Origin of the sequence: Mesorhizobium sp. LNJC391B00, from assembly GCF_000502535.1 — a bacterium.
Taxonomy (GTDB): Bacteria; Pseudomonadota; Alphaproteobacteria; order Rhizobiales; family Rhizobiaceae; genus Mesorhizobium.
On record NZ_AYWI01000001.1, the window covers coordinates 165,023 to 181,436 of the forward strand.

At 63.2% G+C, this 16,414-nt stretch carries 15 protein-coding genes and 1 pseudogene; 7 read left to right on the plus strand and 9 right to left on the minus strand.

Going from position 1 to position 16,414, the window contains the following annotated elements; translation table 11 throughout:
- Positions 1 to 120 precede the first annotated feature (120 nt).
- The 3 genes from X750_RS161805 to X750_RS161795 form a co-directional block, all read right to left on the minus strand.
- Complete coding sequence (locus X750_RS161805; protein WP_023746565.1) at positions 121 to 627, minus strand: heme-degrading domain-containing protein; 507 nt, start codon at positions 625 to 627, stop codon at positions 121 to 123.
- A gap of 312 nt (positions 628 to 939) precedes the next feature.
- Entirely contained in the window at positions 940 to 2,256 is a 1,317-nt protein-coding gene (gene guaD, locus X750_RS161800; RefSeq protein WP_023746566.1) for a guanine deaminase, read from the minus strand.
- Between the two features lie 2 nt (positions 2,257 to 2,258).
- Positions 2,259 to 3,476 carry a urate hydroxylase PuuD gene (locus tag X750_RS161795; protein ID WP_023746567.1) on the minus strand — a complete coding sequence of 406 codons (1,218 nt, stop codon included), beginning with the start codon at positions 3,474 to 3,476 and terminating at the stop codon, positions 2,259 to 2,261.
- A gap of 137 nt (positions 3,477 to 3,613) precedes the next feature.
- Between X750_RS161795 and X750_RS161790 the strand changes: the two genes are divergently transcribed.
- The 3 genes from X750_RS161790 (at position 3,614) to X750_RS161780 (ending at position 6,830) form a co-directional block, all read left to right on the plus strand.
- Positions 3,614 to 4,534 (plus strand): LysR family transcriptional regulator, encoded by a 921-nt coding sequence (locus X750_RS161790; protein ID WP_023671373.1) that lies wholly within the window; start codon positions 3,614 to 3,616, stop codon positions 4,532 to 4,534.
- Positions 4,535 to 4,641: 107 nt separating this feature from the next.
- Entirely contained in the window at positions 4,642 to 5,583 is a 942-nt protein-coding gene (locus X750_RS161785) for an LLM class flavin-dependent oxidoreductase (RefSeq protein ID WP_023746568.1), read from the plus strand.
- Positions 5,580 to 6,830: an LLM class flavin-dependent oxidoreductase gene (locus X750_RS161780; protein WP_023746569.1), complete on the plus strand. Its 1,251-nt coding sequence runs from the start codon at positions 5,580 to 5,582 to the stop codon at positions 6,828 to 6,830. Before X750_RS161785 ends, X750_RS161780 begins: the two co-directional genes overlap by 4 nt.
- Positions 6,831 to 6,842: 12 nt before the next feature.
- On the opposite strand, the gene xdhC is transcribed toward X750_RS161780, so the two are convergent.
- From xdhC to uraH, 4 genes are all read right to left on the minus strand, one after another.
- Entirely contained in the window at positions 6,843 to 7,871 is a 1,029-nt protein-coding gene (gene xdhC / locus X750_RS161775; protein ID WP_023746570.1) for a xanthine dehydrogenase accessory protein XdhC, read from the minus strand.
- A gap of 74 nt (positions 7,872 to 7,945) precedes the next feature.
- On the minus strand, positions 7,946 to 10,312 hold the full coding sequence (gene xdhB / locus X750_RS161770; protein WP_023746571.1) for a xanthine dehydrogenase molybdopterin binding subunit: 2,367 nt from the start codon (positions 10,310 to 10,312) through the stop codon (positions 7,946 to 7,948).
- Positions 10,312 to 11,793: a xanthine dehydrogenase small subunit gene (gene xdhA, locus X750_RS161765; RefSeq protein WP_023746572.1), complete on the minus strand. Its 1,482-nt coding sequence runs from the start codon at positions 11,791 to 11,793 to the stop codon at positions 10,312 to 10,314. The genes xdhB and xdhA overlap by 1 nt, the downstream gene beginning before the upstream one ends.
- Positions 11,794 to 11,796: 3 nt before the next feature.
- On the minus strand, positions 11,797 to 12,171 hold the full coding sequence (gene uraH, locus X750_RS161760; protein ID WP_023746573.1) for a hydroxyisourate hydrolase: 375 nt from the start codon (positions 12,169 to 12,171) through the stop codon (positions 11,797 to 11,799).
- Between the two features lie 184 nt (positions 12,172 to 12,355).
- Between uraH and puuE the strand changes: the two genes are divergently transcribed.
- The 4 genes from puuE to X750_RS161740 are packed head-to-tail and all read left to right on the plus strand — an operon-like array spanning position 12,356 to position 15,758.
- Positions 12,356 to 13,774: an allantoinase PuuE gene (gene puuE, locus X750_RS161755; RefSeq protein ID WP_023746574.1), complete on the plus strand. Its 1,419-nt coding sequence runs from the start codon at positions 12,356 to 12,358 to the stop codon at positions 13,772 to 13,774.
- A 26-nt stretch (positions 13,775 to 13,800) separates the two neighbouring features.
- The gene (locus tag X750_RS161750; RefSeq protein WP_023746575.1) at positions 13,801 to 14,664 is read left to right on the plus strand and encodes a bifunctional allantoicase/(S)-ureidoglycine aminohydrolase; all 864 of its coding nucleotides are present in this window, start codon (positions 13,801 to 13,803) and stop codon (positions 14,662 to 14,664) included.
- Positions 14,661 to 15,161 (plus strand): ureidoglycolate lyase, encoded by a 501-nt coding sequence (locus tag X750_RS161745; RefSeq protein WP_023671382.1) that lies wholly within the window; start codon positions 14,661 to 14,663, stop codon positions 15,159 to 15,161. The genes X750_RS161750 and X750_RS161745 overlap by 4 nt, the downstream gene beginning before the upstream one ends.
- Positions 15,162 to 15,164: 3 nt before the next feature.
- The gene (locus tag X750_RS161740; protein WP_023746576.1) at positions 15,165 to 15,758 is read left to right on the plus strand and encodes a nucleoside deaminase; all 594 of its coding nucleotides are present in this window, start codon (positions 15,165 to 15,167) and stop codon (positions 15,756 to 15,758) included.
- A 10-nt stretch (positions 15,759 to 15,768) separates the two neighbouring features.
- On the opposite strand, the gene X750_RS161735 is transcribed toward X750_RS161740, so the two are convergent.
- Both X750_RS161735 and X750_RS01000000162570 read right to left on the minus strand, forming a co-directional pair.
- Entirely contained in the window at positions 15,769 to 16,080 is a 312-nt protein-coding gene (locus tag X750_RS161735) for a BrnA antitoxin family protein (protein WP_023671384.1), read from the minus strand.
- Positions 16,067 to 16,320: pseudogene (locus X750_RS01000000162570) on the minus strand (BrnT family toxin). Before X750_RS01000000162570 ends, X750_RS161735 begins: the two are co-directional and overlap by 14 nt.
- Positions 16,321 to 16,414: the final 94 nt, after the last annotated feature.

Here is a 16,414-nt window from a genome sequence, read left to right on the forward strand (position 1 = left end):
CCTTACCCTCTCCCCGTATAGAGACGGGGAGAGGGGTTCGCCGGCGTTGGGGTGCTTCTCTTCTCCCCGTCACTATACGGGGAGAGGGTGCCGGCAGGCGGATGAGGGGCAGCGGTAGCGTCACGATTTATCTTCCGGCGGCAGCGCCAATTGTGTCCGATCGACGCCGAGATGATCGCACAGTGCATCGACGACGACGCCATGATCCTGGCGTTCCGGCAGGCCGGAGACGGCGATGACGCCGATGACGCCGACGACCTTTACAGTCACCGGAAACCCGCCGCCGGCTAGTACGTAATCAGCAATATCCAGCCCCTCGCCGACCTTGAAGGTGCGGTCCGGACGCTGCTGCTCAAGCACCAGGCGATAAGTGCTTTTGAGATAGCGCTTCACCACATTGATCTTGCGTCGAGCCCAGTCGGGGTTGGAGGCGTTCGAACCTGGCAGCGCGGCATAGAACAGCGGCCGATCCCACAGCCTGATATCGACAATGATGGGCAGCTTTTCGGCCAGCGCCCGCTCTCGGATCGCCGCGCCGATCTTGAACGCGACGGCCTCGTCGAAGGCCGGGAAGACCAGCGTCTCTTCCTGTTTCTGGATCAGAGCGATGTCGTCGGCAGCGGCCATTTTGTTCTCCGAAGTCAGTCACAAATCGTGTGTACGACAAGCTCCGCCCGGTCAAGGTCTCGTCGCGGTGGTGGTCTTGCCCCGCCAGGGTCGCCCCCCACTCCGTCGAGCTTCTCTCGACACCTCTCCCCCGATCGACGGGGTAGAGGAAGGGCGCCAAGCTGTCCGAACCGGCGCCCGTCCTCCGAAGCAAAGGCTCCCTTCCTCTCCCTCCGGAGGGGGGAGAGTTGGCGCCGCGAAGCGGCGACGGAGTGGGGGAACCACTTGGCAACCAGGCGGAATCATCATCTTGTCCCGCGCGGATGATGGGTCCTACCCCACGATCATATCGATCTTGGCCGGCCGCCCCGCAACATAGACCTCGCGCACCGCGCGGTCGTCGCCCAATGTCTGCAGCAGGAACAGCTCCTCCGCCAGCGTCTCCACAGTCTCCATCCTCAGCCGCATCGCCGGCGTGGCGCGGGCGTCGAGCACGGTGATGTCGGCGTCGGTGCCTTGATCCAGCGTGCCGACCTTCTCCACCACCGACAGCGCTTCGGCATTGCCGCGCGTTAATTGCCAGAAGGACTGGAACGGGTTCAGCTTCTCGCCATTCAGCGCGATCACCTTGTAGCCTTCGTCCATGGTGCGCAGCATGGAGTAGTTGGTGCCGCCGCCGACGTCGGTGGCGGCGGCGATCCTGAGCGGCTTCTCGCGACGGCGGAAGCGCTGGTAGTCGAACAGGCCGGAGCCGAGGAACAGGTTCGAGGTCGGACAGAACACAGCCACCGAACCGCTATCCGACAGCGCATCCGCCTCGCGTTCGCTGAGATGGATGCAGTGACCGAACAGGCTCTTTGGCCCCAGCAGGCCATACTGCTCGTAGACATCGGTGTAGTCGCGCGCCTGCGGATAGAGTTTTTGCGTGAAGGCGATTTCGGCGTGGTTTTCCGACAGATGCGTCTGCATGTGTAGATCGGAATGCTCGCGGCAGAGCGTGCCGGCCATCTCCAACTGCTCGGGCGAGGAGGTGATGGCGAAGCGCGGCGTGATCGCATAAAGCTGGCGGCCCTTGCCGTGCCATTCCGCAATCAGTGCCTTGGTATCGTCATAGCCGGATTGCGGCGTGTCGAGCACGCCTGCCGGCGCGTTTCGATCCATCATCACCTTGCCGGCAATGTTGAGCATGCCGCGCGCGTGCGATTCGGCAAAGAACGCTTCGGCAGACGCCTTGTGCACCGAGCAATACGCGGCGACCGTCGTCGTGCCGTGGCGCACCATTTCATCCAAAAACAGCCGCGCGATGCGGCGGCCATGCTGGGCGTTGGCGAATTTGGTCTCTTCGGGAAAGGTGTAGGTGTTCAGCCAGTCGAGCAGTTCGGCGCCATAGGAGGCAATGACCTGCATCTGCGGAAAATGCGCATGCGCGTCGATGAAGCCGGGCAGCAGCAGATGCGGCCGATGATCGATCTTTTTCGCACCGTCGCCCGCTTGCTTTTCGACTTCCGTGTAGCTGCCTACGGCAACGATCCGGCCGTCGCGGATCAGCAGGCCGCCATCCTCCTCATAGCGCCAGGCGGCATGGTCGTCGATGGCTTCGGGCCAGCGCAAAAAACTTAGGGTGCGGCCGCGCAGAAGTGTGGAGGTCATCCCTATTTCCCTGCGCCTTCGAACCAGGCGACCAGCAGCGCCCGTTCCTTGTCGCTGATCTGGGTGACGTTGGCGGGCGGCATGGCGTGGCTGCGCCCGGCCTGCAAATAGATTTCACGCGCATGCTCGGCAATGCCGGCGTCGGTGTCGAGCATCACGCCCTTCGGCGCATGGTAGATGCCTTCATAGACCGGCTCGGCCGTATGGCACATCGAGCAGCGGCCAAGCACGGTGTCGCGCACCGCCGGGAAATGCGACGAGGCGATATAGACTTCGGCCGCGGCGGATGCCTTGAGCTCGCCGGTCAGTATTTTCGGCGCTGTCGACAGCCACATGATGATGACGAACAGCACCGCAGCCGCCATCCAGGTCCAGTGCGGGTTGCCGGCACGCTTATGCACGGTGTTGAAATAGTGCCGGATCAAGACCCCGATGATGAACACCAGCGAGGCGATGACCCAGTTGAACTCCGTCGCAAACGCCAGCGGATAGTGGTTCGACAGCATCAGGAACAGCACGGGCAGCGTCAGGTAATTGTTGTGCAGCGAGCGCTGCTTGGCGATTTTGCCGTATTTCGGGTCGGGCTTGCGGCCGGCAATCAGGTCGGCGACGACGATCTTCTGGTTTGGAATAATCACCATGAAGACATTGGCCGACATGATCGTGGCGGTGATGGCGCCGAGATGCAGGAAGGCGGCGCGGCCGGTAAACAGATGCGTCAGCCCCCAGGCGATGAACACCAGCACGCCATAGAGCACCAGCATCAGGCCGGTATCGCTTTTGCCGAGCGGCGAGCGGCAGAGCAGATCGTAGACCACCCAGCCAACGCCGATCGTGGCCATAGACAGCAGGATGCCGACCGGCACCGACATCGGCAGCACGTTGGGATCGATCAGGAACAGGTCGGCGCCGGCATAATAAACCACGCACAGCATGGCGAAGCCGGACAGCCAGGTGGCGTAGGATTCCCATTTGAACCAGGTCAGATGTTCGGGCATTTCGGCCGGCGCCACCAGATATTTCTGGATGTGATAGAAGCCGCCGCCATGCACCTGCCACTCCTCGCCGAAGGCGCCGACGGGCATGCCGGGGCGTTGGCGCAGCCCAAGATCGAGCGCGACGAAGTAGAAGGACGAGCCGATCCAGGCGATGCCGGTGACGACGTGCAGCCAGCGCACGGCGAAACTCAGCCAGTCCCAGAAAATTGCGAAATCCATCATGTGAAACCGTCCCTGCCGATCGGCTGACTTTACGGTGTCGGGCGCAAACGAAAAGAGGCGAGGTGTACGATGACTTTCAAAAAAAAATGGAAAATACTAAGCTGATCCCACGCAACTGCATGAAAGCCACGACCCGCATGGCCTATCTCGACAACATCGCCGTCTTCGTCCGCGTCGTCGAGCTTGGCAATCTGTCGGCGGCGGGCCGCGACATGCGCATTTCGCCGGCGGTCGCCTCCAACCGCATCAAGGAGCTGGAAAAACACCTCGGCGTGCGGCTGTTCAACCGCACCACACGGCAATTGATGCCGACGGAGCATGGCACGGTGTTCTACTCCGGCGCCAAGCAGGTGCTGGAGGCGATCACCGAGGCGGAAGCCGCGGTCTCGGCTCTTTCCGGCCAGCCGCGCGGCACCATCAAGGTGACCGCCCCGCTCGGCCTTGGACGGCGGCTGGTTGCGTCGGGCATTCCGGATTTCCACGACAAATACCCCGATATCGAGGTGCGGCTGAGGCTCTCCGACCACAATATCGACATCATGAAGGAAGGCATCGACGTCGCCTTCAAGCTCGGCATCATCGAGGATTCCAGCCTGCGGATGCGCGGCATCATGGAATGTGAACGCGTGCTGGTGGCGGCACCGAAATATCTCGAAGCGCGCGGCGAGCCGGTGGAGCCACAGGAGCTGATCGGCAAGAAGCACGACTGCCTGATGCTGCGCTATTCCGGGGCGCGCGAATATGTCTGGACGCTGCAGACGCCGTCCGGCCCGCAGAAATTCGAGGTGCACGGCCCCTACGACACCGACGATGGCGATGTGCTGACCGGCTGGGCGCTGTCGGGCCGCGGCATCATCAACAAGCCGCGCTTCGAGGTCGAACCCTTCATCCGCGACCGGCGGCTGCAGGTCATCCTGGCCAGCACGCCGCCAACGCCGGTGCAGTTCGCCGCCGTCTATCCGCACAAGAAGCTGCAGGACCCGAAGGTGCGGCTGTTGCTCGACTTCATGGCCGAGCGTTGCCAGCGGCTGATCAAGGATTTGCTGGCCGGCAAGTGAGGGGCTGTTGGCCCAGTCGCCAGGATTGTCTTACAAGCAGGTGACCTTAGGTTCGCATACGCCGCCCTATGATCGATGGTCCCATGCCGACTGACCAGCAAGCCACAATGCATCTTGCCGTTTCGCTCAACATTACTTCCGGGCAGCCGCTCGGGTTTAGCGACCTGGCCGGCTTTGCCAAGCAAGCGGAAGCGGCGGGGCTGGACATGATTGTCCTCGATGATTCCGCGCCGAACAGCGCCGGGTCGAGTTCTTTCGAAGCGACGACCTTGCTGGCGGCGCTGGCGACGGTGACAAGTCGGATCGGCCTTGTCGCTGCAGCCTCGACGGTGGCTCACCAGCCGTACAATCTGGCGCGCCGTTTTGCTTCGCTCGACATCATCAGCCATGGCCGCGCCGGCTGGCACGCGACCATGGCGCAGGCGCCACGGGAAGCCGCCAATTTCAGCCGGCCGGATGGATTTTCCGACGATGTGTTCCGCCGCCGCACGCAGGAATACATCGGCATCGTTCAGCGCCTGTGGCAGGGCTGGGATGCCGGCGCGCTGCTGTTCGACAAGGCCGGCGGCCGCTTCCACGATCCCGAAAAAATGCACCTGCTCGACCACAAAGGCGAATTTTTCTCCGTGCGCGGGCCGCTGAACGTCGCGCGCTCGCCGCAGGATACGCCGGTGCTGGTGCTGTCCGGCCTGTCCGAGGCCGACCTGGATATCGCCGCCCGCACCGCCGATGTCGTCCTGCTGGACAGACCCACAGAGGACGCCAAGGCGCGCCATGACGATCTCAAGCGCCGCGTTGTGGCCTGCGGACGCGATCCGGGTGCGGTCAAGCTGCTGCTGAACGTTGGCGCAGATGTCGCTGCCAACGCGCTCGAAACATTGTTCAGCTCGCAAAGCTGCGACGGGTTCAACATCGCAATACCGCCTGCCGCTATTGACGGTTTCATCGGCCGCGTGCTGCCGGAATTGCAGCGCCGCGGCCTCATCCGCCCGGATTATCCCGGCACCACCTTGCGCTCTCATCTCGGACTTGCCGGAGGAGCGCAATGACCCGCCAGATGAAGCTTGGCGCCTTCCTGTGGGCGACGGGCCACCACATCGCCGCCTGGCGTCACCCCAAGGCGCATGTCACGGCAGGCATCGACATCGATCACTACATCCAGCTGGCGCGCACGGCGGAAGCGGCGAAGTTCGACATGGTGTTCTGCGAGGACGCCGCCGGCCTGCGCGAAGCCAATGTCGGCATCGCCAGCCAGACCTCACGCTCGATCGGCTTCGAGCCGATCAGCCTGCTGTCCGCGCTCGCCGTCCAGACCAGCCGCATCGGCCTCGTTTCGACGGCCTCGACCAGCTACAACGAGCCCTGTGGGCTGGCGCGCACCTTTCTCTCGATCGATCATCTGAGTGGTGGCCGGGCTGGCTGGAACCTGGTGACGTCGGCCAGCCCCATCGAAGCCGCCAATTTCGGCGCGACGGGCCTGAAACCGCATGCCGACCGCTACGAGCGGGCGCGCGAATTCGCAGAAGTGGTATCAGGACTTTGGCAAGGCAGCGGCTTTCACGGTCACAACGGCCAGAGCTTTTCGGTGCGCGACTCGCTCGACCTGCCGCGCTCGCCGCAGGGCGCGCCGGTGATGGTGCAGGCCGGCGCCTCGGATGTCGGCCGCGACCTTGCCGCCCGCACCGCCGACGTCGTGTTCACGGCGGCGCAGACCCTCGAGGAAGCCAAGGGCTTTTACGACGACCTCAAGGGCCGTATGGCGGGCTATGGGCGGGAACCCGACGACATCAAGATCATGCCCGGCGTCTCCCCGGTGGTGGCAGACACCGAGGCCGAAGCGCGGGAGAAACAGGAGGAATTGCAGGCGCTGATCCCCGACGATGTCGGCGTGGCGCTACTGTCCAGCTATCTCAGCATCTCCGATCTCGGGAGCTATCCGATCGACGGACCGATGCCCGAACTGCCGGAGACCGAGGGCATGAAAAGCCGCCAGGCGCTGGTCATCCAACAATCGCGCCGCGACGGCCTGTCGATCCGCCAGCTTGCCCGCCATTTCGCCGGCGCACGTGGCCATTGGCGTATCGTCGGCACGCCGGCGCAGATCGCTGACGAATTGCAGGCGCGGTTCGAGGGCGGCGGCGCGGACGGCTTCAACGTCATGCCGTCATACTTCCCCGGCGAGCTCGATGCCTTTGCCACGCTGGTGGTGCCGGAACTGCAGCGGCGCGGACTGTTCCGTCGGGAATACGAAGGCAGCACCTTGCGAGATCATCTCGGCCTGAAGCGGCCTGCTTAGCCGCGCCGAAGCTTAGCCGGCCATCATCTTATGCTGGACTTGATGGTCGGCATTCGGCGCGGTGTTGTGAACGACCAGCGCCGTCATGATCTCGGCCGCGGCCAGCGCAGCTATGACCGGTGGGCGCTTGTCCTTGACCGCATCGCCGCCGATCGGCGAGACGAGGCGGGCGAACTCAGCCTCCGTGCCCTCAGCCGATTTCAGGAACCAGTTCCTGAACGTCGCTCTCTTGGTTTTCGAGCCGATCATGCCGACATAGGCCGCGTCGTCGCGCTTCAGCGCTTCGGCGACGATGAGGAAATCCAGCGCATGGTCGTGGGTGAGGATGGCGAAGGCGGTGCCGGCGGGGGCGTTTCGCACCTCGGCCTCGGGCATCGGCGTCAGCCGCGTCTCGACGGTTTCCGGCATGCCTTCCAGCGCTTCGGCCCGCGTCTCGATGACGACACCACGCACGGGAAGAAGTGCAACAGTCGAGGCCAGCGCCCGGCCGACATGGCCGCCGCCGAAGATATAGACATGCGGCAGGTGGGCTTCCTCGGCTTCTGCGGCCGCGATCAGCTCGGCAGTAAGCGCGGCATCGACGACACGGATCAAGACTTCGACGCGCCCGCCGCAGCACTGGCCGATCTCGGGGCCTAGCGGCACGTCAAGCGTGGCGCAGACTTCGTCGAAGCCGATGCGGGCTTCTTTACCCTCCCCCTTGGGGGGAGGGTCGGTGAGCGGACGCCGTGTGGCGGCGTCAGCGAAACGGGGTGGCTTGGCACGATCGTCCGCACCCCCACCCCGGCCGGCTTCGCCGGCCGACNTCGCCGACCCTCCCCACAAGGGGGAGGGTGAAGACCCCACCATCTGCCTCGCCTTGTCGATCGCGATGTACTCGAGCTGACCGCCGCCGATCGTGCCAAAAGTCGCCGCCTGCGAGACGAGCATGAAGGCGCCCTTCTCGCGGGGGGTCGAGCCCTTGGTACTGGCCACTTCGACCAAGGCAAACCGGTCGGCGCTGGCGAGAAAAGCTCTGAGGCTTTGCACTTTCGACTTCATATTTCGCATTCCCGTACGGGAAATATAGGGTTTTTCAGTCTGAATTGCACGTTTTGCCAGAATCCAGGTCAGAGTCAGGCGCTATTCTTGGCTTCACCCTTCAGCCGTTGGATCGCCATCAGCACCCTTTCTGGTGTTGCAGGAGCGTCGAGACGCGGACAGGCCTTATGATCGGCCACACTTGCCACCGCGTCCGACAGCGCATGCAGCACAGACATGCCGAGCGGGAAGGGCGGTTCGCCGACCGCCTTGGAACGGTGCACCGTCGGCTCGTTGGCCTCCGGCCAGTCGGCCAGCGTGACGTTGAATATCTTCGGCCGGTCGGACGCGAGCGGGATCTTATAGGTCGACGGCGCATGCGTGCGCAGCCGGCCCTTGTCGTCCCACCACAGCTCCTCCGTCGTCAGCCATCCCATGCCCTGGATGAAGCCGCCCTCGATCTGGCCGAGATCGATGGCGCGGTTCAGCGAGCGGCCGGTTTCATGCAATATGTCGGTGCGCTCGACGACATATTCGCCGGTCAGCGTGTCGACCGAGACTTCCGAGCACGAGGCGCCATAGGCGAAATAATAGAACGGACGGCCCTCGCCCTTGTCACGGTTCCAGTGGATTTTCGGCGTCTTGTAAAAACCCGCCGCCGACAGTTGGATGCGGGCCATATAGGCCTGCTTGACAAGGTCGGTGAAGGCGATCTCCTGGTTGCCGATGCGCACCCGGTTGGGCAGGAAAAGCACCTGCTCGCGCGGCACCTGGTATTTTTCGGCGGCGAAGTCGGTCAGCCGTTCCTTGATCTGGCGGGCGCCGTTCTGCGCCGCCATGCCGTTGAGGTCGGTGCCGGACGACGCCGCGGTGGCCGAAGTGTTAGGCACCTTGCCGGTGGTCGTCGCGGTGATCTTGACCTGGTCGAGGTCGATCTGGAACTCTTCCGCCACCACCTGCGCCACCTTGACGTAGAGGCCTTGCCCCATCTCGGTGCCGCCATGGTTCAGATGCACCGAACCGTCGGTATAGACATGCACCAGCGCGCCGGCCTGGTTGTAGTGCGTGGCTGTGAAAGAGATGCCGAATTTGACCGGCGTCAGCGCCAGGCCGCGCTTGATGAAGCGGCTGTTGGCGTTGAAGGCCTGGATGATGCGGCGGCGCCCCGCATAGTCGGCGCTCGCCTCCAGCTCGGCGACGATGCGGTGGATGATGTTGTCCTCGACCGTCTGGTGATAAGGGGTGACGTTGCGGCCCCCGTCTTTATCACCACTGGTGCCATAAAAATTCTGCTTGCGGATTTCGAGCGGGTCCTTGCCGACGGCAAAGGCAACCTCGTCGATGACCCGTTCGGCGCCGACCATGCCCTGCGGGCCGCCGAAGCCGCGAAACGCCGTGTTCGACACGGTGTTGGTGTAAAGCGGCGCCGATTGCGCATGCACCGCCGGCCAGAAATAGGTGTTGTCGCAATGGAACAGCGCGCGGTCGGTGACCGGTCCGGACAGGTCCGAGGAAAAGCCGCAACGCGCCGCAAACATGAAATCGACGCCTAAAATGTTGCCGTCGTCGTCGAAGCCAACGTCGTAGTCGACAAGGAAATCATGGCGCTTGCCGGTGGCGATCATGTCGTCGTCGCGGTCGGGCCGGATTTTTACCGCGCGATGGTGTTTCTTGGCGGCGATCGCAGCCAATGCCGCAAACTGGTTGCCTTGCGTCTCCTTCCCGCCGAAGCCGCCACCCATGCGGCGGATTTCCACTGTGATGGCGTTGCTCGGCACGCCCAGCGCATGGCTGACCATGTGCTGGACTTCGCTCGGATGCTGGGTCGAGGAAAAGATGGTGACGTCCTGGTCTTCGCCGGGGATGGCCACGGCGATATGGCCTTCGAGATAGAAATGCTCCTGGCCGCCGATGCGCATCTTGCCCTTCAGCCGGCGCGGCGCCGCCTTGATCGCGGCAGCGGCATCGCCACGCTTCAGCGTGAGCGGCGGCGTAACCAGCTTGTCCTTGCGGGGGTCGAGATCGCCAATGTCGGTGACGAAAGGCAATGGACTGTATTCGACCTTGGCCAGCCGGGTGGCGCGGCGCGCCTGTTCGCGCGTCTTGGCAATAACGCAGAAGATCGGCTGACCATAAAACTGCACCTTGTCGTCGGCCAGCACCGGCTCGTCGTGTCGACCGGTCGGCGAAATGTCATTTTCGCCCGGAACGTCCTTGGCCGTCAGCACATCGACGACGCCCGGCGCCGCGCGCACCGCCGACAGATCCATTTTGCTGATCGTCGCATGCGTCGCCGTGGACAGGCCGAGGCAGCCATGCAGCATGCCCGCCGGTTCCGGCATATCGTCGATATAGACCGCGCTGCCGCTGACATGCTTGTGCGCGGAATCGTGGCGCTGGTCGGCGGCGACGCCACCGGAAATCTTCTGCGCCTTGAGATCTGGAGAGGCGTGCTTGTTCATCAGGCCGCCTCGTTGCGTGACACCTGGAACGGCGCCTTGCTGCCGCTGGTTTCGGCAAAAAAGCGCAGCAGCAGGTTCCTGGCCGCCAGCGCCCGGTATTCGGCCGATGCCCGCATATCGGTCAGCGGGGTGAAATCGCCCGCATATTCAGCCATGGCCGCTTCCACCGTCGTCTCCGTCCACGGCTTGCCGAGCAGCGCCTTTTCGACACCGAAAGCCCGCTTTGGGGTCGCCGCCATGCCGCCATAGGCGATGCAGACATCGGCCACCGTGCCATCCTTGGCCAGGTCGAGGAAAAAGGCGCCAAGGGCTGCGGTGATGTCCTCGTCGCGGCGCTTGGTGATCTTGTAGACGGCAAACTTCGTGCCCTTGGCCGGCACAGGGACATGCACGGCCTCGACGAATTCGCCTGGCTGCCGGTCCTGCTTGCCATAGGCGATGAAGAAATCCTCGAGCGCGATGGTACGCCGCTTCTTGCCGCGGCGCAGCGTAAGCTGCGCACCAAGCGCAATCAGGGGCGGCGGCGTGTCGCCGATCGGCGAGCCGTTGGCGATGTTGCCGCCGATGGTGCCCATGTTTCGTACCTGTTCGCCGCCGATGCGGTCGAACAATGGCCCGAGCGCGGGGATGCGCTTGGCCAGTGTTGCGAAGGCGTCGGTGTAGGTAACGCCGGCTCCGATGGTGATGACGTCATTGTCTTCGGAGATCGCGCACAGCCCCTCGAGATTGCCGATGAAGACTACCGGTGAGATGTCGCGCATGTGCTTGGTGACCCACAGGCCGACGTCGGTCGAGCCGGCGACAACAGTGGCGTCGGGTTCCTTATCCAGTACAGCGGCGAAATCATCGGCGTTGGCCGGGACGACCAACCTCAGCTTGCCGGCGCCGATTTCGACGCGGGCACCGTCATGCATAGCCTCGAGCCTGGCGGTGATCGCCTTGCGCTCGGCCGCCAGCGGATCCTTCGCCGCCTTGCCGTAGCTGGAGATGGCACGCGCGGCGCGCATGATTGCCTCATAGCCGGTGCAGCGGCAAAGATTGCCTTGTAAGGCCTTCTCGATCGCCGCATTCGACGGGTCCGGCGACTTCATCCACAAGCCGTAGAGCGACATAACGAAGCCCGGCGTGCAGAAGCCGCATTGCGAAGCGTGGAAATCGACCATCGCCTGCTGCACCGGATGCAATTGGCCAGGCGCGCCGCGCAGATCCTCGACGGTGACGACATGGGTGCCGTCGAGCGAACCGAGGAAACGGATGCAGGCGTTGACGCTTTCATAAACCAGCTTGCCGGCGGACAATTTTCCGACCAGGACCGTGCAGGCGCCGCAATCGCCCTCGGCGCAGCCTTCCTTGGTGCCGCGCAGCGAGCGGTCGAGCCGCAGCCAGTCGAGCAAGGTCGCGTCGGGCGCCACCGACGACAGCGCTACATCCCTGCCATTGAGGATGAAGCGGATCTCGTTGCGTATGGTGATCTTGGCCATGCGTCAGCTCCCCCTGTAGGTCGAGTAGCCATAAGGAGAGATAAGCAACGGCACGTGATAATGCACGGATTCCGCCATGCCGAAGCGGATCGGCACACTGTCGAGGAAGGCCGGTTCCGGCAGTTTGGTGCCCTGGCCGCGTAGATAGTCACCGGCGGCGAACACCAGTTCGTATTCGCCAAGGCGGAATTCCGCTCCTGCCAGCAGCGGCGCATCGCAGCGGCCGTCGGCATTTGTGACAACGGTCTTCAGATGCGTCCGCGCCGCGCCCCCCAGATGATAAAGCGCGATCGACAGGCCAGCCGCCGGCTTGCCGGTCGCGGTGTCGAGCACATGCGTCGTCAGACGTCCGCCATCGGCTTTCGACGTTTCTGCCACTGGCGCCTCCCATTTCCGATACAGCCGAACAAAGCAGTGAATTGTGCGCCAATTAAAGGCGATGCATAAGTCCCGGTCGAGCGGAGTGGCACAAAAACACTTTCAAAAATTTCGGGGGAATGCGCGAGCAACCCTTTCGACTATCCTGATCACAACTTCCGGCAGCGTCCGGCGGGGAGGGGCAATGCGTTACTCTAGAGACATGCGCGGCTACGGAGCCAATCCGCCGGATCCGAAATGGCCGGGCGGGGCGCATGTGGCCGTCCAATTCGTCGTCAACTACGAGGAAGGCGGCGAGAACTGCGTGCTGCACGGCGACAAGGCCTCGGAAGCCTTCCTGTCGGAAATCGTCGGCGCCGCGCCCTGGGTCGGCCAGCGCCACTGGAACATGGAATCGATCTACGAATATGGCGCGCGGGCAGGCTTCTGGCGGCTGCTGCTCCTGTTCAGCGAGGCGCAAGTGCCGGTGACCTGCTACGGGGTCGCCTCAGCACTGGCCCGGTCGCCCGACCAGGTGGCGGCGATGCAGGAGGCCGGCTGGGAAATGGCCTCGCACGGCCTGAAATGGATCGACTACCGCGACCATGCCCCAGAAGACGAGCGTCGCGATCTCGAAGCGGCGATCAAGCTGCACTACGAGGTGACGGGCCAACGGCCGACCGGCTGGTACACCGGCCGCACCTCGGTCAATACGGTGCGGCTGGTGGCCGAAGAGGGCGGCTTCGACTATGTGTCGGACACCTATGACGACGAACTGCCCTACTGGTTCGAGCACAGCGGCGGCGCGCAACTCGTCATCCCCTACACGCTCGATGCCAACGACATGCGTTTCGCCACGCCGCAGGGATTCAATTCCGGCGACCAGTTCTTCGCCTATTTGAAGGACAGTTTCGACACGCTCTATGCCGAGGGCAAAGCGGGCCGGCCGCGGATGATGAATATAGGCCTGCATTGCCGCCTCGTCGGACGTCCCGGGCGGGTGGCGGCGCTGAAGCGCTTCGTCGACTATGTCAGATCGCACGACAAGGTCTGGCTGGCACGGCGCATCGATATCGCCAGGCACTGGCAGGAGAACCACCCCTACCAGCCGGCGGCGCTCAAGCCGTCGAAGATGGCGTTCGAGACCTTCGTCGACACTTTCGGCGGCGTGTTCGAACATTCGCCCTGGATCGCCGAACGTGCCTATGAGCTGGAGCTTGGGCCGGCGCATGACGGCGCCGGCGGCCTGCACAATGCGCTCTGCCGCGTCTTCCGCGCCGCCAGCGAAACCGAGCGGATCGGCGTCCTCAACGCCCATCCCGATCTCGCTGGCAAACTGGCCGAAGCGAGACGCCTCACTGCGGAATCCACACGCGAGCAGGCCTCCGCCGGCCTCGACGCGCTGACCGACAAGGAGCGCGAGCTGTTTTCCAAGCTCAACGCCGCCTACGTCACCACCTTCGGCTTTCCCTTCATCATCGCGGTGCGGGGCAAGACCAAGGAGGAGATCCTCGCCGAGTTCGAGGCGCGCATCGGCAACAGCCGTGGCGTAGAACTCGATACCGCCTGCAAACAGGTCGAGCGCATCGCGCTGCTCCGCCTGAAAGACATGCTCCCGCTCTAATGAAATGACTGAGGGGTCAGGACCCAATGGATATGATCAAGACTGACCAGAAAACCTATTATGCACCGCATGGCGGCCATCCCGGCCAAAATGAGCTTTTGACCGGCCGCGCCGTCTTCACCGAGGCCTATGCCGTCATACCGAAGGGAGTGATGCAGGACATCGTCACCAGCCCACTGCCGTTCTGGGACGAGACCAGGGCCTGGATCATCGCCAGGCCGCTTTCGGGTTTCGCCGAGACATTTTCGCAGTACATCGTCGAGGTCCTGCCCGGCGGCGGCAGCGACCGGCCCGAGCCGGACGCCGGCGCCGAGGGCGTGCTGTTCGTGGTTGAGGGCGAGTTGACCGTTTCGCTGGCCGGCAAGAAGCACGTGCTGCAAGCCGGCGGTTTTGCCTTCCTGCCGCCGGACAGCGGCTGGACGGTGCGCAACGAAGGTCGCGACGCCGTGCGCTTCCACTGGATCAGGAAGGCCTATGAGGCCGTCGACGGCATCGACGCGCCGGAAGTCCTGTTCAGCAGTGACCAGCAAATGGCGCCGACGCCGATGCCCGGCACCGAGGGTCGCTGGGCGACGACCCGTTTCGTCGATCCAGCCGACATGCGCCACGACATGCATGTCACCATCGTTACGCTCGAGCCTGGCGCCGTCATCCCATTTGCCGAGACGCATGTCATGGAGCACGGGCTCTATGTCTTGGAAGGCAAGGCGGTCTACCGCCTCAACCAGGACTGGGTCGAGGTCGAGGCCGGCGACTTCATGTGGCTGCGCGCCTTCTGCCCGCAGGCCTGCTACGCGGGCGGCCCAGGCAAATTCCGCTATCTCCTTTACAAGGACGTCAACCGGCACCCCAAGCTCGGCGGGGCGGGCATTGGCGGTCGCGCGCGGTGACCCGCATCACAGCGCGGCCGCTGACCCGCGAAAGCTTTGCCGGCTTCGGCGATGTCATCGACATGGGCGGCGGCAATCACTACCCGATCAATGGCGGCAAGACCGAGCGCTACCAGAATCTCGCCACCGCTGAAGCCGCGGGACCGAATGCCCGTGTGCTGATCTCGATGGCGCGCGGCACGCCTTACGACCTGCCGCTGAAGCTGACCATGGTCGAGCGCCATCCCTTAGGCAGCCAGGCGTTCATCCCGCTGTCACCGCGGCCTTTCCTGGTCGTCGTCTGCCATGACGGCAAGGACGGTCCGCGCGAGCCGCACGCCTTCATCACCGCACCGGGGCAAGGCGTCAACTATCCGCGCAATCTCTGGCACGGCGTGCTGACGCCACTCGGTGAAGCGCAGGATTTCGTCATCGTCGACCGCGGCGGTGACGGCTCCAACCTCGAAGAGTTCCATTTCTCGCACCCCTACGAAATCCATCTCCCCAACGAGACCTGAGAAATGACCGACATATCGCTGATCGACCGCCTGCTCGATGTCATCGAGCACGACATCGTGCCGAAAACGGCAGAGGGCGTGGCCCATGGGAACAAGCTGTTCGGCGCCGCCATCCTGCGGAAGGGCGACCGCTCGCTGGTGCTGGCCGAAACCAACAACGAGATCGAAAACCCGCTCTGGCATGGCGAGGTGCACTGCCTGAAGCGCTTTTACGAAATGCCCAGGGCCGAACGCGTCGACACCAAGGACGCCATCTTCATCGCCACGCACGAGCCCTGTTCACTCTGCCTGTCGGCGATCACCTGGACCGGCTTCGACAATTTCTACTACCTCTTCAGCCACGAGGATTCACGCGACAGCTTTGCGATCCCGCACGATCTGAAAATCCTGAAAGAGGTCTTCACTCTCGATCCCGGCGGCTACAATGCCGAGAACGCTTATTGGAAGAGTTTTTCCATTCGCAGGCTGGTGCGGGCGCTGCCCGAGGCCGAGCGCGGCCGGCTTGAGGCAAGGATCGGCAATATTTCCACCCGCTACGACGAACTGTCCGGCGCTTATCAGGCGCGCAAGTCCGAAAACGACATTCCGCTGAACTGACGCGGATTGCCTAGCCTACCTTCGCGTTTTTCAGCACCTCGTTGATCCTGGCCTGCCAGCCCTTGCCGGTCGCCTTGAATTTACTGATGACATCCTGATCCAGACGGATGGACACGACTTGCTTAGGCTTCTCCACGGCTGGCCGGCCACGAGCACGCCTTATGCTCTCGAAAAGTTCTGGAAACACTTCCGCGAAAGGCCTGGCTTGCGCCAACTGTTCGTCTGTCGTCTCCGCATCGTCGGGATCATCAACAATTTGTCTTTGAATTTCCACTTCCTCCGCATCGGTAAGCGGTCGAACACGCGATTTAGGATTGTTCATATACTGACCTTTCCTTTCGGCTGGCACGGCGCATCGAGATCACCGAATCGCCTCCGAACCAAGCGGCTTGAAAATCACGGCCAGGATGATCTCTCCGAATTCGCCAATCGCCTTGAACCGGTCGGCCTTGGCTGGAAGGACGGTTGAAGTCGCAAAAAACTCAATATCGAGTTCGGCAAAATCGGGACCCCGGCTGTCCAGGTTCGTCACGCGCTTTGGCTCATCCCAAACGATTTTCAGGCGAAACCATCCTCATCACGTTGGGTTCAGTTAATAAATGTAATCATTAATTATATCCTGCAACATCAGGGCAAAACAATCGGGCTACATATCG

Excerpts from the sequence above, each read along its gene's own strand:
- X750_RS161805 (WP_023746565.1), bottom strand. The coding sequence starts at position 627 with ATGGCCGCTGCCGACGACATCGCTCTGATCCAGAAACAGGAAGAGACG.
- xdhB (WP_023746571.1), bottom strand. The coding sequence starts at position 10,312 with ATGAACAAGCACGCCTCTCCAGATCTCAAGGCGCAGAAGATTTCCGGT.
- X750_RS161750 (WP_023746575.1), top strand. The coding sequence starts at position 13,801 with ATGGATATGATCAAGACTGACCAGAAAACCTATTATGCACCGCATGGC.
- puuE (WP_023746574.1), top strand. The coding sequence starts at position 12,356 with ATGCGTTACTCTAGAGACATGCGCGGCTACGGAGCCAATCCGCCGGAT.
- X750_RS161785 (WP_023746568.1), top strand. The coding sequence starts at position 4,642 with ATGCATCTTGCCGTTTCGCTCAACATTACTTCCGGGCAGCCGCTCGGG.
- X750_RS161740 (WP_023746576.1), top strand. The coding sequence starts at position 15,165 with ATGACCGACATATCGCTGATCGACCGCCTGCTCGATGTCATCGAGCAC.
- X750_RS161780 (WP_023746569.1), top strand. The coding sequence starts at position 5,580 with ATGACCCGCCAGATGAAGCTTGGCGCCTTCCTGTGGGCGACGGGCCAC.
- xdhA (WP_023746572.1), bottom strand. The coding sequence starts at position 11,793 with ATGGCCAAGATCACCATACGCAACGAGATCCGCTTCATCCTCAATGGC.
- guaD (WP_023746566.1), bottom strand. The coding sequence starts at position 2,256 with ATGACCTCCACACTTCTGCGCGGCCGCACCCTAAGTTTTTTGCGCTGG.
- X750_RS161735 (WP_023671384.1), bottom strand. The coding sequence starts at position 16,080 with ATGAACAATCCTAAATCGCGTGTTCGACCGCTTACCGATGCGGAGGAA.
- X750_RS161790 (WP_023671373.1), top strand. The coding sequence starts at position 3,614 with ATGGCCTATCTCGACAACATCGCCGTCTTCGTCCGCGTCGTCGAGCTT.
- X750_RS161795 (WP_023746567.1), bottom strand. The coding sequence starts at position 3,476 with ATGATGGATTTCGCAATTTTCTGGGACTGGCTGAGTTTCGCCGTGCGC.